The following is a 22635-nucleotide window of genomic DNA, read 5'->3' on the forward strand; positions in this document are numbered from 1 at the left end:
TTAGCGCCCGCGCCAGGCTTTGATCGCCTGTTGGCGCACCTGCAGCTTCTGCTGCGGCGTCAGCTTGTTGTAGTCGCGGGCCAGCCCGCTTTCCCAATCGCCGTACAGCGGGTTGGGCAGCACGATGAATTCGGTGCCGAACTTGTTCTGGTTCTCGCTGACGAATACCCGGCGCTGCGCGTTGTCCTGGTGGTAAGTCGCGGCGCCGAAGTCGTTCAGGTTGTCGCCCGCGTACACCACGATGTCGTAGCCGGCTTGTTTGATGGCGTCGAAGCGCGCCTGCTTATTGGAGGTATCGGTGCTGAGCAGCACGGTCTTTTCCGACATGCCGGTGAAACCGAGCTTCTGCATGTTGGCCACCGTGGCGGCGTATTCGCTCTGCTTGCGGTTCGACACGTAGAACATCGTGCCCTGATGGGCGTTGACGTAGCGGGCGAACGACACCGCGCCCGGCACCGCGCCAGCCTGTTCGGCCTGCGTCCATTTGGCCCAGGTGGCGCCGTCGTATGGCTGGCCCTGCTGCGCCTGCCAGCCGGAGTAGGCGCTGTTGTCCAGCATGGTTTCATCCAGATCGACCACCACCGCCTTTTTACGGCCCGGCGCGGCCCTGGCCTGATCGAAGGCGCGCTGCGCGCTGTTGAAAGCCTGATGCGCCAGCGCGCGGTATTCGCCGGACTGTTGGAACCAGTTCACCGCCAGCACCGACTGATCCGCCAGCCGCTGCTGGGCCTGCGCGTCGGTGTGCGGCGGCTGCGCGCAACCGGCCAGCGTCAGCAGCGCGACGCCAATCGCCGCGCCGAGGGTGAGTGTCCTTGCCTGTTTTCCTGCCATCGTTATCTCTCTCGGTTTTATTCTTGTGGGCTGTCCAGCAGCATATCCATCTCGAACTGGCGCAGGGGATCCTGCCGCCAGCCAAGATGCGTAAAGAAGGGGGCGGCCACCTCGGGCACAACGACGTTGGCAGTCAGCGGCAAAGGGGCGAACCGTGTTTGCAGGGCGGCCAGCAAGGCGCGCGCATGCCCCTGGCCGCGGTGCTGCGGCGGCACGTAGATCAGGCGCAGCCAGCAGTGCTCGGCGCCGGGCATCACCACGGCGTAGGCCTGACGATTGAGCGTATAGGCTTGCGGTTTGCCCGGCAGCTTGAACAGCGATTCGGGGGCGATCAGCCAGGGCAGATCGGTGGCGCCTTCCGCCGTCAGGCGATGGCTGACGGTCAGCGGATCGACCGCCTGCAGTTCCGCCGTGCCTGGCGGCGCTTCCGCCGGCGCCTGATGGCCGGTCAGGGTGCGCACGATGCGCAGCCCGGCGCGGTGGTACAGTGCCAGCGCGGCGTCGTTGCCTTCGATCACTTCCAGCGACAGCCGCCGGTCGCCGCGGTGGCGGGCGTCTGCCACCAGCCGCTGCATCAGCGTCTTGCCCAGGCCCTGGCCGCGCATCTCCGGGCGCACGGAAAAGGCCGCGACCCGGCTGTGCCGGCCGCGGCGGGCGATCAGCGCCACCGCCACCGGTTCATGGCGGTGGGTGACGATCAGGCTGTCGTTCAGGCTGAGATCTTCGGCGCCGAAACGGGCGGCGAAGGTCGGCCCGTCGACAACAAAGCGCACGATGTAGTTTTCAAAGCAGTGGCTGAGGATATTCGCCAGTTCGTCGCTGCTGTAGCGCAGGGCGTTGTGGAAGTCGAAGCGTCCGTCGTTATGCATGGCTGATTTCGCTCGGGGAGAAAGCTATACATGTAGACCCGTTTTTTTTGCAAGGCAAGCGGGGGGATTGGACAGGGGGAAAATAAAAACAAAAAAGCCGGACGCAGCCGCCCGGCGAAATAAAACTCTGGGTATCAAGTGACGCTAAAGTTTGCAGTGGTGGTTATTCATTCATCACATCAGAACTGGTAGGTCAGGGCGACAACAACCACGTCGTCGTTTTTCAGACCCAGCTTGTTGTCGTCATCGAGCTGGTTGATTTTATATTCGACATAAGTGGACATGTTTTTGTTGAAGTAATAGGTTGCCGCTACGTCGAAATATTTCACCAGATCGACGTCGCCGATGCCTTCAATATCTTTGCCTTTCTGCTGAACGTAACCCAGCGATGGGCGCAGACCGAAGTCGAACTGATATTGCGCGACCAATTCAATCCCTTCCGCTTTATTGGCGAAGCCGCTAACGGAAGTGGCATTGTTATTGATGGTGGCGGTGCCGGAAATAGGCGCGATATTGCGGCTCTGCGAATAAGTCGCGGCCAGGTAGACGTTGTTGTTGTCGTATTTCAGACCACCGGCCCAGATATCGGCCTTGTCGCCTTTACCGAAGGTGCCCGCTTTTTGCGTGGTGGTGCGGTTGGAAGAGGCATAGGCGGCGCCCACGCTCAGGCCGTCGATGATTTCGTAGCTGGAGGAGAGGCCCCAGCCGTCGCCGTTCGCCTTGCTGGCGGAGCGGCCGTCGTTTTCGTTCTTGCCCTGGTACTGCACGGCAAATTTCAAGCCGTCGACCAGTCCGAAGAAGTTGTTATTACGGTAGGTGGCGACGCCGTTGGTACGGCCGTTCATAAAGTTGTCGGTCTTGATATAAGCATCGTCGCCGAATTCAGGGATCATATCCGTCCAGGCGCCGACGTCGTAAATGATGCCGTAGTTGCGGCCGTAGTCGAAGGAACCGAGATCCTTATATTTCAGACCGGCGAAGCCCAGACGCGTTTTGGTGTCTTTAGTGCCGTCGGATTCCGTGTGGTTGGCGGCGATCTGATATTCCCACTGGCCGTAGCCGGTCAGCATATCGTTAATCTGAGTCGCGCCTTTAAAGCCGATACGCACGTAGGTTTTATCACCGTCGTTGCCGGCATCATCGGAGAAATAATGCAGGGCCTTTACACGACCGTAAAAATCGAGTTTGTTGCCGTCTTTATTGTAGATTTCTGCTGCCTGTGCCGCTTGCGCAAGTAAAAGTGCCGGAATAATAACGGCCAGAAGATTACGTTTCATGGGTTACCCTGCTTTATTCGATTGAAAGACGCTTATCATCAGTTGCATTGCTGTTTTACTGTGCCGCCTGATTGTTGGCGGCGGAGAATTTTTACCGTAGTAATGTGATCTATTTATGACAAAAAATTCATTTTCATGTCGAACGATTAAAAATGTCGCGTAAAGAGTGAATTTTTTCTTCGGCCGACGGTCGACGGCTGGTCTACAGTTATCGATACCTTGTTCCGCTGCGGGAGGAATCATGCACGATACTTATACTTTGTTCGGCACGCAGGGCTGCGGCTCGACGATCGTGGCCGCCGCGTTGGTGTTGACCGCTTTCCCCTGGGGCTATGAGGAGGTGGACTACACGCAGGACGGCCCGGAGCGCGATCGCCTGCTGGCGCTGAACCCGTTGGGCCAGGTGCCCACCTTAGTGTTGCCCAATGACGAAGTGATGACGGAGAGTGCGGCGATCATTCTGTTGCTGCACGATCGCGCGCCGCACGCCGAACTGGCGCCGCCCGGCGGCTCGCCGCTGTTGCCGCGTTTTCTGCGCTGGCTGCTGTTCATCAACGCGGAGATTTACCCCACCTTCACCTATGCCGACCATCCGCAGCGCTGGCAGCCGCAGGCGGCGGGGGCGGAACAGCTGAAAAACGCGGTAATGGATTATCGCGAGCGCTTATTGCGGCAGCTGAACGCCGCCGCCGGCGCAGCGGGCCCGTGGTTTCTCGGCAAGAGCTTCAGCGCGTTGGATCTGTACGTGGCGGTGATGTGCAACTGGCGGCCAGGCCGCGCGTGGTTCCGGCAACACTGCCCGCGGCTGTACGCCATCGCAGAGCGGGTGGAACAGCGGCCGGAGCTGAATGCGTTGCTGAGCGCCCATTTCGACGGTGTTGCCCCGCTGGAATCGTGATGCCTCCCCGCCGCCCGGTGGGGAACCCTCCCGTTTTTCTGAACCGAGACTGCTGAAAATCCCGATTTTCACTCGCTGCGGCGGCGGGTAGCGTAAGGCTATCCGCAACTGACAGGAGAGTGTGATGCCATCAGAATCCCAGGCCGGGCAACAGGCGTTCGGCGATATTGCCCCCAAGCTGGCGCAGCTCAGCGACAGCGTTTTGTTTGACGATATTTGGCAGCGGCCGGCGCTGAGCCCGCGCGAGCGCAGCCTGATTACCGTCGCCGCGCTGGTGGCCCTCAACCGCGTAGAACAGCTGCCGTTTCACCTGCAGCTGGCGCAGCGCAACGGCGTGACGCGTCAGCAGCTGGCCGAGCTCATCACCCATCTGGCGTTCTACGCCGGCTGGCCCGCGGCGGCGTCGGCCGTGGCGCGCCTGCGCGAACTGGAACAGGAGGACAACCATGCCGTTTAGCCGTATCGCCCTGCATCAGGGCAAGTCCGCCGACTATCTGCAAACCTTGTCCGACAGCCTGCATCAGGCGCTGGTGGAGGCCTTCGAGGTGCCGCCGACGGATAAATTTCAGGTGATCGATCAATACCGCCCCGGTGAGCTTATTTACGATCGCGACTATCTCGGCGGGCCGCGCAGCGCGGATTTCGTGCTGTTTTACATCACCGCCGGGCGGCCGCGCGACACCGACACCAAGCGGCGCTTCTACGGGCGGCTGGCGGCGCTGCTGGCGGAAAACCTGCGGCTGCGCCCCGAGGATGTGATGGTGGTGATCACCACCACCCAGTTGGACGAGTGGTCGTTCAGCGCCGGGCGCGCCTCGATGATCGATCCGCAGGCGTAACTCGGGCTGACGCCGCGGGCGGTCTGTGGGACAATGGCGCCATCATTTCGTTTAGATAAGAGTTGAATGGCGCTCTCCTCCGCAGTTAAAGATCAGATTGGCCAGTGGTACAAAGCCCTGCAGCAGCAAATACCGGATTTCATTTCCCGTGCGCCCCAGCGCCAGATGATCGCCGAGGTGGCGAAGACGCTGGCCGGCGACTACCCGCGCCATCTGGCGATCGAGGCGCCGACCGGCGTCGGCAAAACGCTGTCTTACCTGATCCCGGGCATCGCCGTCGGGCGGGCGGAGAGCAAACCGCTGGTGGTCAGCACCGCCAACGTGGCGCTGCAGGACCAGATCTACAGCAAGGATTTGCCGCTGCTGAAAAAGATTATCCCCGATCTGAAATTTACCGGCGCCTTTGGCCGCGGGCGTTACGTGTGCCCGCGCAATCTGGCGGCGATGAGCACCGACGTCAGCCAACAGGGCGATCTGACGCTGTTCCTCGACGACGAGCTGGCGCCGTCCAGCGGCGAAGAGCAGGCGCTGTGCCAGAAGCTGACCAAGGCGCTGGCCCGCTTCGAGTGGGACGGGCTGCGCGATCACTATCAACAGAGCATCGACGATCCGCTGTGGGCCAAGCTGAGCACCGACAAGGCCAACTGCCTGGGGCGCAACTGCCACTATATTCGCGAATGCCCGTTCTATATCGCCCGCAAAGAGATCGAGAGCGCCGACGTGGTGGTGGCCAACCACGCGCTGGTGATGGCGGCGCTGGAGACGGAATCGGTGTTGCCGAACCCGAAAGAGCTGCTGCTGGTGCTGGACGAAGGCCACCATTTGCCGGAGGTGGCGCGCGACGCGCTGGAGATCGACGGGGAAATCACCGCGCTGTCGACCAACCTGCAGCTGGACATGATCGTGCGCCAGGTCGAGCAGTGCATGACGCAGTACCGGCCGAAGAATCCGCCGGGGCTGGCCAACAGCGAGCGGCTGAAAAACCATTGCGAGGAGCTGCGCGAGCTGGTGCAGATCTTCGAGCATCAGGTCAGCGCCTATCTGCCCGGCGACAGCGTGGCGGCCGAGCACCGTTTTGAAATGGGCGAGCTGCCGGCGGAGATGGTGGAGAGCTGCGCGCGGTTGTTTAAACTGACCGACGCGCTGCGCGGGCTGGCGGAGTTCGTGCTTAACGATCTCACCGAGCAGACCGGCAAGCATGACATCGTGCGCCTGCACCGGTCGATCATTCAGATGAGCCGCACGCTGGGTTATCTGGAGGCGATGAGCAAGCTGTGGCGGCTGGCGGCGCTCGACAAATCGTCCAATGCGCCGATCTCCAAATGGGTCACGCGCGAGCTGCGCGATAACGTCACCCATCTTTACCTGCACTGCGTCGGCATCCGCGTCAGCGACCAGCTGGAGAAGCTGCTGTGGCGCAAGGTGCCGCATGTGGTGGTCACCTCGGCCACGCTGCGTTCGCTGAACAGCTTCGCGCGTTTGCAGGAGATGAGCGGGCTGAGCGAGAAGGCCGGCGATCGTTTCGAAACGCTCTCTTCGCCGTTCAATCACGTCGAACAGGGCAAGATTGTCATTCCGCAGATGCGCTACGAACCGGCGCTCGCCAACGAGGCGGAACACCTCGAGGAGATGGCGCGATGTTTCCGCGCCGAGCAGGCGAGCGGCAAACACAAAGGCATGCTGATCCTGTTCAGCAGCCACCGGGCGATGCAGACTTTCCTCAGCTACGTGACCGATCTGCGGCTGATGCTGCTGGTGCAGGGCGACCAGCCGCGCTACCGGCTGGTGGAAGAGCACCGCAAGCGGGTGGAGAAGGGCGTCGCCAGCGTGCTGGTGGGGCTGCAATCGTTCGCCGAAGGGCTGGATCTGAAAGGCGAGCTGCTGACCCAGGTACACATTCACAAAATTGCGTTCCCGCCGATCGACAGCCCGGTGATCATTACCGAAGGCGAGTGGCTGAAATCGCTGAAGCGCTATCCGTTCGAAGTGCAGAGCCTGCCGAGCGCCTCGTTCAACCTGATCCAGCAGGTCGGCCGCCTGATCCGCAGCAACCAATGCTACGGCGAGATCGTGATCTACGATCGCCGGCTGTTGACCAAAAACTACGGTTCGCGGCTGTTGGCGTCGCTGCCGGTGTTCCCGATCGAACAGCGCGCGGTGCCGGAGGCCGACAAGGCGCATCTGGCGGCGCTGAAATCCGCCGCCGACGCGGCCAAAAAAGAGAAGAAGCGCGGCAACCCGTTCGCCCGCAAGCGGCGGCGTTAATCAGAGCAGCGGCGGCAGGCGGCGTTTGACCGGCGTGGTTTTCACGATCGAGGTGTTGCTCTGTGCGTGTTCGGCCAGCCGATCGAGGGTGTGGTCGAGCTGCGCCATCGAGTGCGCCACCAGCCGCACGATAAAGCAGTCTTCGCCGGTCACCTTGTCGCACTCGACCACTTCCGGGATCGCCTGAATCAGCTGTTCAACCTTCTTCAGCATGCCCGGCAGCGGCTTGATGCGCACCAGCGACTCGAAGGCGTAGCCCACCGCCTGCAGATTGACGTTCAGGGTATAGCCCTGGATCACGCCGCTTTCCTCCAGCCGCCGCAGCCTTTCCGACGTGCTCGGCGACGACAGCCCCACCTGCGCGCTCAGCGTCTTCAACGACGCGCGCGCGTCCTGCGCCAAAAGAGTCAGGATCTGGCGATCGATATCATCCATAACGCCTCCGTTAGGTGTTTTCTTTATTATAGCTACGAGAAAAAGGCAGTTAAGCACATCTGCCTTTTTTATGCTATGGAAAGCCGCCCGGCGAAGCCGCAAGCTATGCCTCTGGGCAAGTTTGGAGGAACGCAGAATGAATGCAGAGATAAAACGCGGCTCGCTGGAGATGACGGCGGCGATGCTGATTTCCGGCTCCATCGGCTGGTTTGTGCTGATGTCCGGCCAGCCGGTGGTCAACGTGGTGTTTTGGCGCTGCGCGGTGGGGGCGCTGGTGCTGCTGGCGGTGTGCGGCGCGCTGGGGCAGCTGCGGCGCGATGTGCTGACGCGCGCCACGCTGCTGCTGGCGATCGCCGGTGGGGTGGCGCTGGTGATCAACTGGCTGCTGCTGTTTGCCGCCTATTCCTATGCCTCTATCTCCATCGCCACGGCGGTGTACAACACCCAGCCGTTTATGCTGGTGGGGCTGGGGGCGCTGTTTCTGGGGGAACGGCTGACCGCCCGCAAGCTGCTGTGGCTGGGGCTGGCGTTCGGCGGCATGATGCTGGTGGTGCTGGCGCAGCCGCGGCAGGCGGGGGAACAGAGTCATTATTTGGCGGGCATCGCGCTGGCGCTCGGCGCGGCGTTTTTCTACGCCCTGATGGCGCTGGCGGCCAAGCGGCTGAAGGGCACGCCGCCGCATCTTATTGCGCTGATCCAGGTGGCGGTAGGGGCGGTGATGCTGTTGCCGCTGGTGGATTTCCACGTTTCGGCCAGCGCTGGGCAGTGGGGCATGCTGGCGACGCTCGGCGTGCTGCACACCGGCCTGATGTACGTGCTGATGTACGGCGCGCTGCAGAAGCTGCCGACCAACCTGATCGGCTCGCTGTCGTTCATCTACCCGATCGCCGCCATGCTGGTGGATCGCCTGGCGTTTGGCCACCGGCTGTCGGCCTGGCAGCTGTTGGGCGCGGCGATCATCCTGCTGGCGGCGGCGGGCATGAACCTGCTGGGCGAGCGGCGAGCGCGACTGCTGCCGGCCTCGGACGGCCGGCGCGCCGGCTGATGCTCAGTTCGTTTTTTTCAGCCGGCGCCATAAGGTGGTGCGGCTGATCCCGAGCAACCGGGCGGCGGCGGCGTGGTCGCCCCCGCACCGCGCCAGCGCTTCGTGGGCGGAGACGGGCGCTGGCGGCGTCTCGGGGGGCGTGCCCGCCGCCAGCTCCGGCAGCAGCCAGCGCAGCGTCTCGCCGCTCGGCGCGGTGCCGGTGCTTAGCATCAGCGCCACCCGCTCCATCATGTTGCGCAGTTCGCGCAGGTTGCCGGGCCAGGCGTAATGACTCAGCGCGGCGTAACAGCCGGCCAGGGCGGCGCGCAGCGGCTCCGTCAGCGGTACGTCGAGCGCCGCCAGCGACCGCTTCAGAAAGTGTTCCGCCAGCATCGCGATATCGTCGCCGCGCGCCCGCAATGGCGGCAGCTGCAGCCGCAGGGCGCTCAGGCGGTAGAACAGATCGGCGCGAAAGCCGCCCCGTTGAATCGCCTGCTCCAGGTGGTTGTGGGTGGCGCTGATGACGCGAAAGTCGACCGCCACCGGCTGCTGCCCGCCGACCCGGGTGACGGCCTTCTCTTCCAGCGCGCGCAACAGCCGGGTTTGCAGGTGCAGCGGCATTTCGCCGATCTCATCCAGAAACAGAGTGCCGCCGTTGGCGGTTTCCAACAGCCCGCGCCGGCCGCCGCGCCGTGAGCCGGTAAAGGCGCCTTCCTCATAGCCGAACAGCTCCGCCTCCAGCAGCGATTCGGCGATGGCGCCGCAGTTGATGGCGACGAACGGCGGCGTCGCGCCTCTGGCCGGCGCGCCGCGCCGGGAAAAGTATTCCCGGTGGATCGCCTGCGCCGCCAGCTCCTTGCCGGTGCCGGTTTCTCCCTCAATTAATACCGCCGCCGGCGAGCGGGCGTACAGCATGATGGTGCGCCGCGTCTGCTCCATCTGCGGGGACTTGCCCTGCAAATCGCCCAGCCCGTAGCGCGGCTGCAGGGTATTGCGCGCGGCGTAATCGCCGCCGCGTTTGCCGCCGCCCTGCATCAGGCGCGTCACGTCCAGCGCATCGCTGAAGGCGGCGCGCAGGGTGGCGGCGGAATAGAGAAAAATGGCGGTGAGCCCGGCCTCTTCCGCCAACTCGCTGATGAGGCCCGCTCCAACCACGGCCTGAATGCCGGCGGCTTTCAGCTCGGCGATCTGGCCGCGCGCGTCCTCTTCGGTGACGTAGCTGCGCTGCTCCAGCGGCAGATCGAAGGTCTGCTGGAACTCCAGCAGCGCGGGCAGAGGGGTTTTATAGGTGATGACGCCGATCCGATCGGCGGTTCTGCGCGCCTTGCTCAGCGCCTGCAGCAGGTCGAAGCCGCCGGGCTTGACCAGGATGACCGGCACCGACAGGCGGCTTTTCAGGTAGGCGCCGTTGGAGCCGGCGGCGATGATGGCGTCGCAAGGCTCGGTAGCCAGGCGGGCGCGGATGTGCTGCACCGCCTCCTCAAAGCCGAGGCGGATCGGGATGATGGTTGCCAGATGGTCGAACTCGAGGCTGATGTCTCGGAACAGATCGAACAGGCGGGTGATGGAGACGGTCCAGATCACCGGTTTGTCCGGCGTGACGTGATCGCTCATGGTGGGTTACCGAATGGAAGTGGCTGCATTAGGTGTAGCCCGGTTTCAGTTATGTTTCAAATTTTCTGCGTGAAACAGCGATTGAAACGTTAGCTGAAACGTTTTTTACCTCTTTGTCTGGCCAATGGCGCTGCAGATGTTGTAACTCGCTTATTTTTATCGATTTTAATTTTTCGCCTCACCGAAGTGCAACCTGGCCCGCCCCTTGCTCTGTCTGTTTCATCTGGCTAATCGGAGAAAACGTCATGACGCTGCGCTCACCCGGGCTCGCCTTTCGTCAGGCCCTGAGTAAAGAAAAACCCCTGCAAATCGCCGGCGCGATCAACGCCAACCATGCGCTGCTGGCCCAGCGGGCCGGATTCCAGGCCATCTACCTTTCCGGCGGCGGCGTGGCGGCCGGTTCGTTGGGGCTGCCGGATCTGGGCATTTCGACCCTGGACGATGTGCTGACCGACATTCGCCGCATCACCGACGTTTGCCCGCTGCCGCTGCTGGTGGATGTGGACAGCGGTTTCGGCGCTTCGGCGTTCAACGTCGCCCGCACGGTGCGATCGGTGAGCAAGGCCGGGGCGGCGGCGCTGCATATCGAAGATCAGGTCGGCGCCAAGCGCTGCGGCCATCGTCCCAATAAGGCCATCGTTTCCACCGGAGAGATGGTGGATCGCATCAAGGCGGCGGCGGATGCGCGCAGCGATCCAGACTTCGTGATCATGGCGCGCACCGATGCGCTGGCGGTGGAGGGGCTGGAGGCGGCCATCGAGCGCGCTCAGGCTTACGTGGCGGCCGGAGCCGACATGCTGTTTCCGGAAGCGATCACCGAGCTGGGCATGTACCGCCGCTTCGCCGAAGCGACGCAGGTGCCGATCCTGGCCAATATCACCGAATTCGGCGCGACGCCGCTGTTTACCACCGACGAACTGCGCAGCGCCCAGGTGGATATGGCGCTGTATCCGCTGTCGGCCTTCCGGGCGATGAACCGCGCGGCGGAGCGGGTGTACCGCGCTTTGCGCGAGGAGGGCACGCAGAAAAGCGTCATCGACACCATGCAGACCCGCAACGAGCTGTACGAAAGCATCAACTACTATTTGTTCGAAGAGAAACTCGACGCCCTGTTCGCTCGCCAACGCGACGAATAGGCGCCATTCACGCACAAGCCAAACGAGGACGGTATGAGCCAAGCGATCCCCCCGCAAAGCCCGACTGGCGTTAAGCCGAAAAAATCCGTGGCGTTATCCGGCGTGCCCGCCGGGAATACCGCGCTGTGCTCCGTAGGGCGCAGCGGCAACGATCTGCACTATCGCGGTTACGACATTCTCGATCTCGCGCGCCACTGCGAGTTTGAAGAGGTCGCCCACCTGCTGATCCACGGCAAGTTGCCCAACCGCGATGAGCTACAGGCCTACAAACACCGTCTCAAAGCCCTGCGCGGCCTGCCCGCCAGCGTGCGCACGGTGCTCGAGGCGTTGCCTGCGGCGTCTCACCCGATGGACGTGATGCGTACCGGCGTCTCGGCCCTTGGCTGCACGCTGCCGGAAAAAGAGCAGCACGGCGCGGCCGGCGCGCGCGACATCGCCGACCGGCTGCTGGCGTCGCTGGGATCGATGCTGCTGTATTGGTATCACTACAGCCACAACGGCGAGCGCATTCAGCCGGAGACCGACGACGACTCCATCGGCGGCCACTTCCTGCACCTGCTGCACGGCGAAGCGCCTTCCGCCAGTTGGGAGCAGGCGATGCACGCTTCCTTGATCCTGTATGCCGAGCATGAGTTCAACGCCTCGACCTTCGCCGGCCGAGTGATCGCCGGCACCGGATCCGACGTCTATTCGGCGATCGTCGGCGCCATTGGCGCGCTGCGCGGGCCGAAACACGGCGGCGCCAACGAGGTGTCGCTGGAGATCCAGCAACGCTATGAAACGCCGGACGAAGCGGAGGCCGACATTCGCCGCCGCATCGACAACAAAGAGGTGGTGATCGGCTTCGGGCACCCGGTGTACACCGTCTCCGATCCGCGCCATCAGGTGATCAAAGAGATCGCGCTGCGCCTGTCGCGGGAGGCGGGGGCGATGAAGCTGTATGACATCGCCGATCGGCTGGAAAGCGTGATGCGCGACACCAAAAAGATGTTCCCCAACCTCGACTGGTTCTCGGCGGTGTCTTATCACCAGCTGGGGGTGCCCACCGAAATGTTCACGCCGCTGTTTGTCATGGCGCGGGTGAGCGGCTGGTCGGCGCACATCATCGAGCAACGCCAGGACAACAAAATCATTCGCCCGTCCGCCAACTATACCGGGCCGGAAGCGCGGGCGTTCGTACCGCTGGATCAGCGCTGAGCGCCGATCGCTATCGTGTCGTTTTCACTATGGAGCCTTTGGGAATCATGATGCTTGAGTCTGCCAATACCCGCCGTCCGCCGTTCGATCGCGAAATGGTCGATATCGTCGATTATGTGATGAAAGAGGCCGTCGATACCCCGGCGGCGTACCGTACCGCCCACTATTGCCTGCTCGATACCCTCGGCTGCGGGCTGGAGGCGCTGAGCTATCCGGCCTGCAAGAAACTGCTGGGGCCGGTGGTGCCGGGCGCCGAGGTGCTGAACGGCAGCCGGGTGCCGGGCACCCGCTTCCAGCTGGATCCGGTGCAGGCGGCGTTCAATATCGGCGCCATGATCCGCTGGCTCGACTTCAACGACACCTGGCTGGCGGCGGAGTGGGGGCACCCGTCGGACAACCTGGGCGGGATCCTGGCGGTGGCCGACTGGCTCTCGCGCCAGGCGGTGGCGGCGGGCAAAGCGCCGCTGACCATGCGGCAGGTGCTGATCGCCATGATCAAGGCGCATGAGATCCAGGGCTGCCTGGCGCTGGAAAATGCCTTTAACCGGGTGGGGTTGGATCACGTGCTGCTGGTGAAGGTGGCGTCCACCGCGGTGGTGGCGCAGATGCTCGGCCTGAGCCGGGCGGAGATCCTGAACGCGGTGTCGCTGGCGTGGGTGGACGGGCAGTCGCTGCGTACCTATCGCCATGCGCCGAACGCCGGCACCCGCAAATCCTGGGCGGCGGGGGATGCGACCGCCCGCGCGGTGCGGCTGGCGCTGATGGCCGCCACCGGCGAGATGGGCTATCCCTCGGCGCTGACGGCGCCGACCTGGGGATTCTACGACGTCTCGTTCAACGGCAAGCCTTTCCGCTTCCAGCGGCCGTACGGCGCGTATGTGATGGAGAACGTGCTGTTTAAAATTTCGTTCCCGGCGGAGTTCCATGCCCAGACCGCCGTGGAGGCGGCCATGACGCTGCATCGCCAGATGCAGGCCGCCGGTAAAACCGCCGCCGACATCGCCGCAGTGAGCATCCGCACCCACGAGGCCTGCCTGCGCATTATCGACAAGCAGGGGCCGCTGGATAACCCGGCGGATCGCGATCACTGCATTCAGTATATGGTGGCGATCCCACTGCTGTTCGGCCGGCTGACGGCCGCGGACTACGAGGATCGGGTGGCCGAGGATCCGCGCATCGATGCGTTGCGCGGCAAGATCCGCTGCCATGAAGCTCCCGCCTTCACCCGCGATTATCACGATCCGGAAAAACGATCGATCGCCAATGCGCTGACGGTGGAGTTTACCGACGGCAGCCGTCTGGATGAGGTGGCGGTGGAGTATCCTATCGGCCATGCGCGGCGGCGCGAAGAGGGCATCCCGCTGCTGGTCGAGAAGTTCAAAACCAACCTGGCGCGCCAGTTCCCGGCTCTGCAGCAGCAGCGCATTCTCGAGGTGTCGCTGGACCGGCAGCGGCTGGCGCAGATGCCGGTCAACGAGTATCTCGATCTGTGGGTGATCTGACGCGAGCGGCGCTGACAAGCCACGTCGGCGCCGCTATGATGGACGCTCCATTCCCGTCCGTCTTCTTATCAGGTGATTCATGATTGATGCCGCAACGCTGTTGTTGTTTTCCGGTGCCTGCGTGGCGCTGGCGCTGACCCCCGGCCCGGATATGCTGCTGATCGCTTCGCGCAGCGTCAGCCAGGGGCGGCGCGCCGGTTTCGCTTCGCTGGCGGGCATTCAGCTCGGCACGTATTGTCACGCGCTGGCGGCGGCGCTGGGGTTGTCGCAACTGTTCGTCGCGGTGCCGCTGGCTTACGACGCGGTGAGAATGCTGGGCGCCGCCTATCTGCTCTATCTGGCGTGGAAAACGCTGCGATCCGGCAGCAGTTTGCAGGCTTCCGCCGGGTTGCAGGCGGTGCCGACGGCGCGCATCTTCCGCCAGGGGCTGTTCACCAATATCCTCAACCCGAAAATGGCGCTGTTCGTGCTGGCGCTGTTTCCGCAGTTTATCGATCCGCGTTCAGGCTCGGTGGTGGTGCAGATGCTGGCGCTGGCGACGGTGCTGAATCTGGTGGGCTTGCTGATTAACGGCGGGGTGATCCTGGCGGTCAGCGGCATGAAAAGCCGCTTCGCCGGCCGCCGCTTCAGCGCCCGCTGGCCGAACTACCTGCTGAGCGGGGTGTTCGCCGGGCTGGCCTGCAAGCTCATTTTCGACAGCCGCCGCTAACCCTCGCGCAGCAGCGCTTCAAACGCCGCGCTGGCCGGTTCGTCCGGCAGCGCGCTGTACATCACCAGCCGCAGGTGATTCTCTTCGTCGACGATGAAAGAGGCGTGGTCAAAGGTGACCGGGCCGATTTCCGGGATGGCGAAGCTGCGCCGTCCCTGGCAGCGCCCGTGAATGTCGTGCTGCCGCCAGAGCTGGCGGAACTGCGGCGACACCCGCTCCAGCGCCTGTACCCGTTGGCGCATCACCTCATCCTCCGGCGCGCGAGCGTAGTCGCGGCGGAAGCTGGCCAGGATTTGCGGCGCCTGCGCCCGCCACTCCAGCAGGCGCGCATTGAGCTGCGGATCGGCAAACAGCATCCACAACATGTTGCGCTCTTCCGGCGGGCGTTCGGCGATGGCGAACAGCCGCTGCGCCGCCGGGTTCCAGGCGATGATGTCCCAACTCAGGTTCATGACGTAGGCCGGCCGCAGCGCCAAATCGTCCAGCAGCCGCCGCACCAGCGGCGAGACCTGGCACCACTGATGGCCGACCGGCACCGGCGGGCGCTGATGCGCCAATAAAAACAGGTGGTAGCGGCCGGCGGCGTCGAGCTGCAGCACCCGCGCCAGGTTTTCCAAAAACGCCACCGACGCATTGATTTCCCTGCCTTGTTCCAGCCAGGTGTACCAGGTAAGGCCGACGCCGGCCAGCGCCGCGACCTCCTCGCGCCGCAATCCCGGCGTGCGGCGGCGGCTGCCGCTCGGCAAACCGACCGCCTGCGGCGACAGCTGTTCTCGCTTTTGACGCAGAAAATCCGCCAGTTCGTGGCGAGTGCGCTCGAGGGTGCGTGGGGGCATGGCGGCCGTCCTGTTGCTGTTAGTAATAGTATAAGTGGCTATATAGTAACAGTTTAAAACATGTTTCATACTGCGGCCATCATAATCTCTGGAGGTGGTATGGAACATTCATTATCTCGTGAACGGCGAGGGTTGGCCGGCCTGCCGGTGCTGCTGTTGGGCGGTTTTGTCACGGTGTTCGATCTGTTTGTGGTCAACGTGGCGGCGCCGGTGATCCAGCGAGAATTCGCCGCCGATTTTGCCGGCGTCGGGTTGATCGTCGCCGGTTATGAACTGGCGTTCGGGGTGCTGTTGATCGCCGGCGGGCGTCTGGGCGATCGCTTCGGACGTCGGCGTCTGTTCAGCCTCGGCATGCTGGGATTCACGCTGACTTCATTGCTGTGCGGGTTGGCGGGATCGCTCAGCCTGCTGATCGCCGCGCGTATTCTGCAGGGGGCGGCGGCGGCGCTGCTGTTTCCGCAAATTTACGCCTTGATGCGGGTGCTGTACGAGCCGCAACAGCGGCGGCGCGCCTTCGCCTGGCTGGGCATGACGCTGGGGCTGGCGGCGATCTTCGGCCAGATCCTCGGTGGTTTTATCATCGAGGCCAACCTGTTCGGCAGCGGCTGGCGCATGATCTTTCTGATTAATCTGCCGATCGGCGCGCTGGCGCTGTGGGCGGCGCGGCGCATTCCCGAATCGCGGGTGGCGCAGGCGCAGCGGCTGGACGGCGTTGGCCTGGGGCTGGCGGCGACCGGCCTGTCGCTGTTGCTGCTGCCGCTGCTGGAAGGGCCGGCGCGCGGCTGGCCGTGGTGGATCGCGCCGATGTTGGCGCTGGCAATGCTGACGCTGTGGGGCTTCCTGCGTTGGGAGCGCCGTCTGGCGCAGCGCGGCGACGATGCGGTGCTCGATCCGGCGCTGTTCCGCCAGGCGGGCTTCGCGCCGGGTATGGCGGTGGTGCTGGCGATTTATGCCACCGCTTCCTCGTTTTTCTTGTGTTTCGCGCTGCTGCTGCAGGCGGGGGCGGGGCTGACGCCTTTTCAGGCGGGCAGCCTGTTCGCCCCGGCCAGCGCGGCCTTTATGCTGGCGTCGATGTTGGCGCCCCGGCTGGCGCTGCGTTGGGGCAACCGTGCGTTGAGCGCGGGCGTGGCGATTTACGCCGCCGGGCTGGCGCTGCTGATGGCGCAGGCGCTGTGGGGCGCGGCGCTGGCGCATCCGCTGCGGCTGCTGCCGGGGTTGGTGGTGCTGGGATTCGGCCAGGCGCTGAGCATGACGCCGCTGCTGAATCTGGTGCTCGGTTTGGCGCACGAGCGGCAGGCGGGCATGGCGGCGGGGCTGGTTGCCACCGTGCAGCAGGTGGGGGGCGCGCTGGGCATCGTGGTCAGCGGCGTCGGTTTCGTGCCGCTGCTGGCGCACGGCGGCGCGGCGGAGCGCTATGCCGAGGCCTTTGCCGGCGCCATGGTATTTAATCTGTTGGCGATGGGCGTCGCCCTGATCTTGTTAAACCGGATCACGCGAAATAGTCAGAAAGCGGATCTTAAGTAGGCCGCCGGCGGGTGCTTTACTGTCGTCATGATGAGAGAGCGTAAGGAGCCACACTGATGTTTCAACCCGCCGCATTTCGCGAAGACGATCTGGATGCCCAACTGGCGCTGGTGCGCGCCCACCCGTTGGGGCTGCTGGTCAGCTACGGCGAGCAGGGATTGACGGCCGATCCGCTGCCGTTTCTGGCCGATGTCGAACAGGGGCAGATCCGGCTGCGGGCGCACCTGGCACGCTCCAACGAGCACTGGCGGCGGCTGCAGCACGCGGCGGAATGCCTGGTGATTTTTCAGGGGTTGGAGGGCTATGTATCGCCCGGCTGGTATCCGAGCAAGCGCCAGACCGGCAAAGTGGTGCCGACCTGGAATTACAGCGTGGTGCAACTGTATGGCGTGCCGACGGTGACGGACGACCCGGCCTGGCTGCGGCGCCAGCTGATCGATCTGACCGCGCAGCAGGAAGGGGGGCGCCCGGCGCCCTGGCGGCTCGACGACGCGCCGGCCAACTACATCACCGCGCAGCTTAAAGGCATCGTCGGTATCGAGATCGCCGTCACCCGGCGCGAAGGCAAATGGAAGATGAGCCAAAACCGCAGCGCCGACGATGCCGATGGGGTGATCGCCGGGCTGCGCGACGGCGATGAAACGCAGCGGCGGCTGGCGGAGGAGGTTGAGCGGCGGCGCGGATAGGGTATGCTAACCGAAGAGTGAGCAAGGGGAACCTTCGGATGGATTACACCAAAATTATCAAAGAAATAGGCCGCGGCAAAAACCATGCGCGCGACCTGGATCGGCAGACCGCCTTTGAGCTGTATCAGGCGATGCTGGCCGGGGCGATCCCCGAGCTGGAGCTGGGCGGCATTCTGATCGCGCTGCGCATCAAGGGTGAGGCCGAAGAGGAGATGCTGGGCTTCTACCAGGCGATGCAGCAGCAGGTGTTGCCGCTGCAGGCGCCGCAGGGGCGGCCGCTGCCGGTAGTGCTGCCGAGCTATAACGGCGCGCGCAAGCAGGCCAACCTGACGCCGCTGCTGGCGCTGCTGCTCGCGAAAGTGGGCCTGCCGGTGGTGGTGCATGGCGTGCTGGACGACAGCACCCGCGTGACCAGCGCCGAGATTTTCCGCGCCCTGGGGTTGCCGTGGTCGGAACAGGCCGTTCACGCCCAGCAGCGTCTCGATAACGGCGAAGCGGTGTTCATGCCGGTTTCCACGCTGTCGGCGCCGCTGGCGCGGCAGCTCGGGCTGCGTTGGCGCATGGGGGTGCGCAACAGCGCCCATACGCTGGCCAAGCTGGCGACGCCGTTCGGCGAACGGGATGCGCTGCGCCTCGCCAGCGTCTCACACCCGGAGTATGTCGGCCGGGTGGCGTCGTTTTTCCGCCAGATCGGCGCCCGCGGGCTGTTGATGCACGGCACCGAAGGCGAAGCCTACGCCAACCCGCTGCGCTGCCCGCAGATTCACCATATCGTCGGCGGCGAACAGCGCGTGTTGCTGGAGCGCACCTTGCAGGATGAAACGCCGACGTTGCCGGCGGCGAAAGACGCGGAAACCACCGCACGCTGGACCGAGCGCTGCCTGGCGGGCGAGGTGGCGATCCCGCAGGCCATCCAGCGGCAGGTCGCCTGTTGCCTGGTGGCCGCCGGCGAGAGCGAGACGCTGGAACAGGGGCTGCAGCGCCTGCATCAGGCCTGAGCGCGACTATACTGGGATATTTCCTCATCGGCTGAGAAGGACGGTTATGCAACAGGCTCTCGATTACTTCAATCAATTGAACCAGGATTACCTCGACGTACACCGCGCCAAAGAAGAGCTGTTCTGGCAAAACTACATGGGCACTGGCGGTGAAGAGGTGTCGGCGCGCTTTGCCGCCGCGGAAAGCGCTTATAAGCGCTTTATCGCCCAACCGCGCCGGCTGGCGGAGATCCGCAATCTGCTGGCCGGATTGGAAACGCTGCCGCAGGCGGCGCAGCGCGAGGCGCTGATCCACGGCCTGCAAGGTTGGCTGCGCTTCTTCGACTGCAACGCCATTGAAGATCCGCAGGCGCAGGCGCTGTTGGATCGGATCATCCACGCCGAGTCCGATCTCTACGCGCGCCGCAAGGGCTATCAGGTTACGCATCTGAACGCCGAAGGCCGGCGGGTGGCGGCCTCGCTCGGCGAGCTGTTGACCAACCAGGCGACCAACCCGAACGAAGACTACCGCCGCAGCTCGCAGCAGGCGCTGCGCGATCTGGAGCAATGGCTGCTGCATAACGGCCTGCCGGAACTGATTGGCCTGCGCAACCGCTTTGCGCGCCAGATGGGCTATCGCAACTATTTCGACTACAAGGTGAACAAAACCGAGCGCATGACGCCGGAGCAGCTGTTCGCCATTCTGGATCGCTTCGAGCGGGAAACCCGCGAGGCCAACGCCCGCAGCCTGCAGCAACTGGCGGCCGACAAGGGCAGCCAGGCGCTGGAGCCGTGGAACGTGCGCTTCGCCAGCGCCGGCGACGTCACCCGCCAACTGGATCCTTACTTCCCGTTTTCGCGTTCGCTGGAACGCTGGGTCGACAGCTTCAAACGCCTGCACATCGGCTTTGGCGGCGCCGAGATGAACCTCGATCTGCTGGTGCGCAAAGGCAAGTATGAGAACGGCTTTATGCACGGCCCGGTGCCGCCGTTTGTGCGCCAGGGGGAATGGGTGCCGGCGCGCATCAACTTCACCAGCCTGGCGCAGCCGGGGCAGGTGGGCAGCGGGGCTTACGGGCTCAACACCCTGTTCCACGAGGGCGGCCACGCGGCGCATTTCGCCAACATTCGCCAGAATGCGCCGTGCTTCTCGCAGGAATTCCCACCGACCTCGATGGCCTATGCCGAAACCCAGTCGATGTTCTGCGACAGCCTGCTGGACGACGCCGACTGGTTGAAACGCTATGCGAAAAACGCCGCCGGCGAAGCGGTGCCCGATGCGCTGATCGAAGCCGGTATCGCGGCGCGCCAGCCGATGCGCGCGTTCAACGAACGCCATATCCTGCTGGTACCGTACTTCGAGTGGGCGCTGTATCAGTGGGATGACGAGCAGCGCACGCCGGAAGCCATCACCGCGCTGGCGCGCGAGGTCGAGCAGAAGATCCTCGGTATCAGCGGCAGCCCGCGCCCGACGCTGGCGATCCCGCACCTGCTGTCGCTGGAGTCCGCCTGCTCTTATCAGGGTTATCTGCTGGCGATGATGGCGGTGGAACAAACCCGCCAGTTCTTCCTGCAGCGCGACGGTTACCTGACGGACAACCCGGCCATCGGCCCGGATCTGGCGCAACACTATTGGTTGCCGGGCAACAGCGTCAGCCATGATGACACGCTGCGCAGCCTGACCGGCGAAGGGTTCAACCCGGACTATCTGGCGCAGGCCTGTAACCAGACGGTGGCGCAGGCGTGGCGCGAGGCGCAGCAGACGATGGCCGCCGCCGCCGCGCGCCCGCAGCCGCCGGCGGATTTCGATTTGGAGGCGCATATTCGGGTGGTGGACGGCGAGACGGTATTGGCGGACAACGCCGACGGCGACGAACGGATGTGTCGCGATTTCGCCGCAGCGATAGAGGCGCGTTTGGTTTAAGGCTGACAATAAAAAAATCCACGCGGCAGCGTGGATTTTATTTAATGATAAAATCTGGGCGTTATTTTATTCGAAATAGACGTCGGGATTATCGGCCAGGGAAACGAAGCTCTTGGTGTTTCTATCCAGCGTACGAATTTCGCCGCTTTCGATGTCGTACACCCAGCCGTGCAGGCGCAGCCCGCTGTTGCGCAGACCCACCGCCACAGAAGGGTGGGTTTTGATATTATTTAGCTGGGCGATAACGTTCTCTTCCACCATAGCGTTAACTTTGTCTGTTTCGCTATTCCAGGTTTTCTTCTCGACCACCGCTTTGGCCGCATCCGCGTAGTGCAGCCAGTGGGCTACCGCAGGCATGGGATCGAGGCACTGACAGGACGCGATAGCCTTCATGGCGCCACAGTTCGAGTGGCCACAAATCACGATATCAGTGACGCCCAGCGCCACTACCGCGTATTCGATAGTCGCAGAAACCCCACCCGGCTCCGGGCCAAAGGAAGGAACGATGTTACCGGCGTTGCGGATAACGAACAGTTGCCCAGGCTCTTGCTGCGTCACCAGCTCGGGCACCAGGCGGCTGTCAGAACAGGAGATAAACAGCGCTTTGGGATTTTGGCTGGAGGCCAGGCTGCGAAAGAGTTCCTTACGCTGCGGGAAAATCTCTTTCTGGAAACTGAGGAAACCTTCAATGATATGTTGCATACAACGCTCTCTGCATCTGTAGTCTGCGTAATATGATAATCATCCTCTTCCGTTAGTCCAGCAATGGCACGGTAAAAAAATGTGTGTACATATCCCCTGTAAACCCCATTAAATACGAGGTTTAAACCCGTTTCCGGCAGCATTGTCCGGTTCGCTTACGCGTGGGTTGCTGATAAAGCGGGTGGCAAAAAACCGGCTGTCGTGCCCATGCAGCGCTGACGCAAGCGAAGATAAAAAAAGCCCGCCGGGGTGATAGCCGGCGGGCTTTTTGGCGTCTGGGGCGGTGATTATTTGTAGATAACCGCGGTGGCGTGCATCAGGTTGTTACCGCTGGTGGAAGTGATGGTGAAGGCCTTGGCGCCTGCCGCATCGGCTTTGGCGGCCAGTTGAGACTTCAGGCTGCTCAGGTCGGTTGCGCCGCTGGCGACGATCACGCCGGCTTTTTCGAATTGGGCGGCATCCTGGGCGCTGACGTGTTCAGCGGCGAAAGTGGTGAAAGAAACGGTGGCCAGGGCGATAGCGGCAGCAAAAGTTTTGATGGTTTTCATGTTCGTCATTCCTGTCAAAGTGAATTAGGGAGAAAGGGGTTTGCCTTTCGATGGGAAGATTATTGCGCAGTGACAGGCGGGATGAAATCGGAGAGTGTTGATGGTTTTGTTCAGATTTTTTGATTATTTATTCCCCCGTTCATCTTCTGCCTAAACGGGGGAGACGATCAGCGCGTCGGGCGCGCCAGATCGAAACGGTGCTGTTCGGAAATGCCGTAGTAGGCGGTCGGGCCGCCGGCGCGCAGAATAGGTTCGGCGGCGGCGGTCTGGTAGACGCCATGTTCGTCCAGCAGCGCCGGATCGAGGTGCACCGCCACCACCTCGCCCAATACCAGCCAGGTTTCCACCTGTTCACCGGCGGCGGTTTGCAGCTGAATGCATTGGGTCAGCCGGCATTCGAAGTTAACCGGGCTTTCGGCCACGCGCTCGGCTTTGACCCGGCGCCCGGGCAGCGGCGTGACGCCGGCGAAGGCGAATTCATCCTCGCCGCGCGGCAGGGGGATGGAACTGTTGTTCATCGCTTCCGCCAGCGGGCGTGTCGCCAGGTTCCAGACGAATTCGCCGGTTTCCACGATATTCGCCACGCTGTCTTTCCAGCCGGTGCTGGCGAAACCGACGATCGGCGGGCGGTAGTTGAAGCAGTTGAAAAAGCTGTAGGGCGCCAGATTGCGCAAGCCGGCGGCGCTGCGGGAAGAGATCCAGCCGATGGGGCGCGGGCCGACGATGGCGTTCAGCGGATCGTGCGGCAGGCCGTGGCCAGCGGCGGGTTCATAATAATAACGAGATTCACGGCTCATGGGGGATCCTGTGGCAATCGATGAGGTTTTCATTGTGCCGGGTTT

At 63.4% G+C, this 22635-nt stretch carries 22 protein-coding genes; 13 read left to right on the top strand and 9 right to left on the bottom strand.

All coding sequences use genetic code 11. The annotated features are described in order from the left end of the window. From SSARUM2_RS07145 to ompC, 3 genes are all read right to left on the bottom strand, one after another. Nucleotides 1–831, bottom strand: coding sequence for a 5'-nucleotidase, lipoprotein e(P4) family (locus tag SSARUM2_RS07145; protein WP_060438949.1), 831 nt, complete (start codon nt 829–831; stop codon nt 1–3). Between the two features lie 17 nt (nt 832–848). Then, nucleotides 849–1700: a GNAT family N-acetyltransferase gene (locus SSARUM2_RS07150; protein WP_033653416.1), complete on the bottom strand. Its 852-nt coding sequence runs from the start codon at nt 1698–1700 to the stop codon at nt 849–851. Nucleotides 1701–1879: 179 nt separating this feature from the next. After that, nucleotides 1880–2977: a porin OmpC gene (gene ompC, locus SSARUM2_RS07155; RefSeq protein ID WP_033646909.1), complete on the bottom strand. Its 1098-nt coding sequence runs from the start codon at nt 2975–2977 to the stop codon at nt 1880–1882. 241 nt (nt 2978–3218) lie between these two features. Here ompC and SSARUM2_RS07160 point away from each other — a divergent pair, with 241 nt between their 5' ends. From SSARUM2_RS07160 to dinG, 4 genes are all read left to right on the top strand, one after another. Continuing rightward, nucleotides 3219–3875: a glutathione S-transferase family protein gene (locus SSARUM2_RS07160; protein ID WP_041034091.1), complete on the top strand. Its 657-nt coding sequence runs from the start codon at nt 3219–3221 to the stop codon at nt 3873–3875. Nucleotides 3876–3999: 124 nt separating this feature from the next. After that, a complete protein-coding gene (locus tag SSARUM2_RS07165; protein WP_033653414.1) occupies nt 4000–4332 on the top strand; it encodes a carboxymuconolactone decarboxylase family protein in 333 nt (110 codons plus the stop codon). Further along, entirely contained in the window at nt 4322–4714 is a 393-nt protein-coding gene (locus SSARUM2_RS07170; protein WP_033646903.1) for a tautomerase family protein, read from the top strand. The genes SSARUM2_RS07165 and SSARUM2_RS07170 overlap by 11 nt, the downstream gene beginning before the upstream one ends. Nucleotides 4715–4780: 66 nt before the next feature. Continuing rightward, nucleotides 4781–6979, top strand: a complete 2199-nt coding sequence (dinG, locus tag SSARUM2_RS07175) for an ATP-dependent DNA helicase DinG (protein ID WP_033637643.1) — start codon at nt 4781–4783, stop codon at nt 6977–6979. On the opposite strand, the gene SSARUM2_RS07180 is transcribed toward dinG, so the two are convergent. After that, the gene (locus SSARUM2_RS07180; protein WP_033646897.1) at nt 6980–7414 is read right to left on the bottom strand and encodes an Lrp/AsnC family transcriptional regulator; all 435 of its coding nucleotides are present in this window, start codon (nt 7412–7414) and stop codon (nt 6980–6982) included. Between the two features lie 136 nt (nt 7415–7550). Between SSARUM2_RS07180 and SSARUM2_RS07185 the strand changes: the two genes are divergently transcribed. After that, nucleotides 7551–8459 carry a DMT family transporter gene (locus SSARUM2_RS07185; protein WP_033637645.1) on the top strand — a complete coding sequence of 303 codons (909 nt, stop codon included), beginning with the start codon at nt 7551–7553 and terminating at the stop codon, nt 8457–8459. 3 nt (nt 8460–8462) lie between these two features. On the opposite strand, the gene prpR is transcribed toward SSARUM2_RS07185, so the two are convergent. Further along, on the bottom strand, nt 8463–10052 hold the full coding sequence (prpR, locus tag SSARUM2_RS07190) for a propionate catabolism operon regulatory protein PrpR (protein ID WP_060452745.1): 1590 nt from the start codon (nt 10050–10052) through the stop codon (nt 8463–8465). 245 nt (nt 10053–10297) lie between these two features. Here prpR and prpB point away from each other — a divergent pair, with 245 nt between their 5' ends. The 4 genes from prpB to SSARUM2_RS07210 all read left to right on the top strand — a co-directional run bounded on the left by prpB (nt 10298) and on the right by SSARUM2_RS07210 (nt 14596). Next, entirely contained in the window at nt 10298–11188 is an 891-nt protein-coding gene (gene prpB / locus SSARUM2_RS07195) for a methylisocitrate lyase (protein WP_060452746.1), read from the top strand. 33 nt (nt 11189–11221) lie between these two features. Beyond that, a complete protein-coding gene (gene prpC, locus SSARUM2_RS07200; protein ID WP_033646891.1) occupies nt 11222–12385 on the top strand; it encodes a 2-methylcitrate synthase in 1164 nt (387 codons plus the stop codon). A 50-nt stretch (nt 12386–12435) separates the two neighbouring features. Further along, complete coding sequence (locus tag SSARUM2_RS07205; RefSeq protein WP_060452763.1) at nt 12436–13887, top strand: bifunctional 2-methylcitrate dehydratase/aconitate hydratase; 1452 nt, start codon at nt 12436–12438, stop codon at nt 13885–13887. A 79-nt stretch (nt 13888–13966) separates the two neighbouring features. Further along, nucleotides 13967–14596 (top strand): LysE family translocator, encoded by a 630-nt coding sequence (locus SSARUM2_RS07210; protein ID WP_048321374.1) that lies wholly within the window; start codon nt 13967–13969, stop codon nt 14594–14596. On the opposite strand, the gene SSARUM2_RS07215 is transcribed toward SSARUM2_RS07210, so the two are convergent. Next, nucleotides 14593–15432, bottom strand: coding sequence for a helix-turn-helix transcriptional regulator (locus tag SSARUM2_RS07215; protein WP_033637650.1), 840 nt, complete (start codon nt 15430–15432; stop codon nt 14593–14595). The genes SSARUM2_RS07210 and SSARUM2_RS07215 overlap by 4 nt on opposite strands. Before the next feature lie 99 nt (nt 15433–15531). Between SSARUM2_RS07215 and SSARUM2_RS07220 the strand changes: the two genes are divergently transcribed. Genes SSARUM2_RS07220 through SSARUM2_RS07235 form a run of 4 tightly spaced genes read left to right on the top strand, consistent with a single transcriptional unit; the run spans nt 15532 to nt 20543 of the window. Next, on the top strand, nt 15532–16956 hold the full coding sequence (locus SSARUM2_RS07220; RefSeq protein ID WP_033653410.1) for an MFS transporter: 1425 nt from the start codon (nt 15532–15534) through the stop codon (nt 16954–16956). A gap of 56 nt (nt 16957–17012) precedes the next feature. Next, a complete protein-coding gene (locus SSARUM2_RS07225) occupies nt 17013–17642 on the top strand; it encodes an FMN-binding negative transcriptional regulator (protein WP_060452747.1) in 630 nt (209 codons plus the stop codon). A gap of 38 nt (nt 17643–17680) precedes the next feature. Then, on the top strand, nt 17681–18640 hold the full coding sequence (gene ybiB / locus SSARUM2_RS07230) for a DNA-binding protein YbiB (RefSeq protein ID WP_060452748.1): 960 nt from the start codon (nt 17681–17683) through the stop codon (nt 18638–18640). Between the two features lie 46 nt (nt 18641–18686). Next, entirely contained in the window at nt 18687–20543 is a 1857-nt protein-coding gene (locus SSARUM2_RS07235) for a M3 family metallopeptidase (RefSeq protein ID WP_041034103.1), read from the top strand. Between the two features lie 66 nt (nt 20544–20609). On the opposite strand, the gene SSARUM2_RS07240 is transcribed toward SSARUM2_RS07235, so the two are convergent. The 3 genes from SSARUM2_RS07240 to SSARUM2_RS07250 form a co-directional block, all read right to left on the bottom strand. Continuing rightward, complete coding sequence (locus SSARUM2_RS07240) at nt 20610–21245, bottom strand: carbonic anhydrase (protein ID WP_004939270.1); 636 nt, start codon at nt 21243–21245, stop codon at nt 20610–20612. Between the two features lie 287 nt (nt 21246–21532). Next, nucleotides 21533–21793: a YdgH/BhsA/McbA-like domain containing protein gene (locus SSARUM2_RS07245; RefSeq protein ID WP_015377148.1), complete on the bottom strand. Its 261-nt coding sequence runs from the start codon at nt 21791–21793 to the stop codon at nt 21533–21535. 167 nt (nt 21794–21960) lie between these two features. Next, nucleotides 21961–22590: a flavin reductase family protein gene (locus SSARUM2_RS07250; protein WP_033646882.1), complete on the bottom strand. Its 630-nt coding sequence runs from the start codon at nt 22588–22590 to the stop codon at nt 21961–21963. Between the last annotated feature and the right edge of the window lie 45 nt (nt 22591–22635).

Source organism: Serratia sp. K-E0102 (assembly GCF_029962625.1).
Taxonomy (GTDB): domain Bacteria; phylum Pseudomonadota; class Gammaproteobacteria; order Enterobacterales; family Enterobacteriaceae; genus Serratia; species Serratia sarumanii.

Excerpts from the sequence above, each read along its gene's own strand:
- SSARUM2_RS07160 (WP_041034091.1), top strand. The coding sequence starts at position 3,219 with ATGCACGATACTTATACTTTGTTCGGCACGCAGGGCTGCGGCTCGACG.
- prpR (WP_060452745.1), bottom strand. The coding sequence starts at position 10,052 with ATGAGCGATCACGTCACGCCGGACAAACCGGTGATCTGGACCGTCTCC.
- prpC (WP_033646891.1), top strand. The coding sequence starts at position 11,222 with ATGAGCCAAGCGATCCCCCCGCAAAGCCCGACTGGCGTTAAGCCGAAA.
- SSARUM2_RS07210 (WP_048321374.1), top strand. The coding sequence starts at position 13,967 with ATGATTGATGCCGCAACGCTGTTGTTGTTTTCCGGTGCCTGCGTGGCG.
- SSARUM2_RS07235 (WP_041034103.1), top strand. The coding sequence starts at position 18,687 with ATGCAACAGGCTCTCGATTACTTCAATCAATTGAACCAGGATTACCTC.
- SSARUM2_RS07170 (WP_033646903.1), top strand. The coding sequence starts at position 4,322 with ATGCCGTTTAGCCGTATCGCCCTGCATCAGGGCAAGTCCGCCGACTAT.
- SSARUM2_RS07250 (WP_033646882.1), bottom strand. The coding sequence starts at position 22,590 with ATGAGCCGTGAATCTCGTTATTATTATGAACCCGCCGCTGGCCACGGC.
- SSARUM2_RS07150 (WP_033653416.1), bottom strand. The coding sequence starts at position 1,700 with ATGCATAACGACGGACGCTTCGACTTCCACAACGCCCTGCGCTACAGC.
- SSARUM2_RS07185 (WP_033637645.1), top strand. The coding sequence starts at position 7,551 with ATGAATGCAGAGATAAAACGCGGCTCGCTGGAGATGACGGCGGCGATG.
- prpB (WP_060452746.1), top strand. The coding sequence starts at position 10,298 with ATGACGCTGCGCTCACCCGGGCTCGCCTTTCGTCAGGCCCTGAGTAAA.
- SSARUM2_RS07245 (WP_015377148.1), bottom strand. The coding sequence starts at position 21,793 with ATGAAAACCATCAAAACTTTTGCTGCCGCTATCGCCCTGGCCACCGTT.
- SSARUM2_RS07240 (WP_004939270.1), bottom strand. The coding sequence starts at position 21,245 with ATGCAACATATCATTGAAGGTTTCCTCAGTTTCCAGAAAGAGATTTTC.
- ompC (WP_033646909.1), bottom strand. The coding sequence starts at position 2,977 with ATGAAACGTAATCTTCTGGCCGTTATTATTCCGGCACTTTTACTTGCG.
- ybiB (WP_060452748.1), top strand. The coding sequence starts at position 17,681 with ATGGATTACACCAAAATTATCAAAGAAATAGGCCGCGGCAAAAACCAT.
- SSARUM2_RS07165 (WP_033653414.1), top strand. The coding sequence starts at position 4,000 with ATGCCATCAGAATCCCAGGCCGGGCAACAGGCGTTCGGCGATATTGCC.
- dinG (WP_033637643.1), top strand. The coding sequence starts at position 4,781 with ATGGCGCTCTCCTCCGCAGTTAAAGATCAGATTGGCCAGTGGTACAAA.
- SSARUM2_RS07205 (WP_060452763.1), top strand. The coding sequence starts at position 12,436 with ATGCTTGAGTCTGCCAATACCCGCCGTCCGCCGTTCGATCGCGAAATG.
- SSARUM2_RS07225 (WP_060452747.1), top strand. The coding sequence starts at position 17,013 with ATGTTTCAACCCGCCGCATTTCGCGAAGACGATCTGGATGCCCAACTG.
- SSARUM2_RS07220 (WP_033653410.1), top strand. The coding sequence starts at position 15,532 with ATGGAACATTCATTATCTCGTGAACGGCGAGGGTTGGCCGGCCTGCCG.
- SSARUM2_RS07215 (WP_033637650.1), bottom strand. The coding sequence starts at position 15,432 with ATGCCCCCACGCACCCTCGAGCGCACTCGCCACGAACTGGCGGATTTT.
- SSARUM2_RS07180 (WP_033646897.1), bottom strand. The coding sequence starts at position 7,414 with ATGGATGATATCGATCGCCAGATCCTGACTCTTTTGGCGCAGGACGCG.
- SSARUM2_RS07145 (WP_060438949.1), bottom strand. The coding sequence starts at position 831 with ATGGCAGGAAAACAGGCAAGGACACTCACCCTCGGCGCGGCGATTGGC.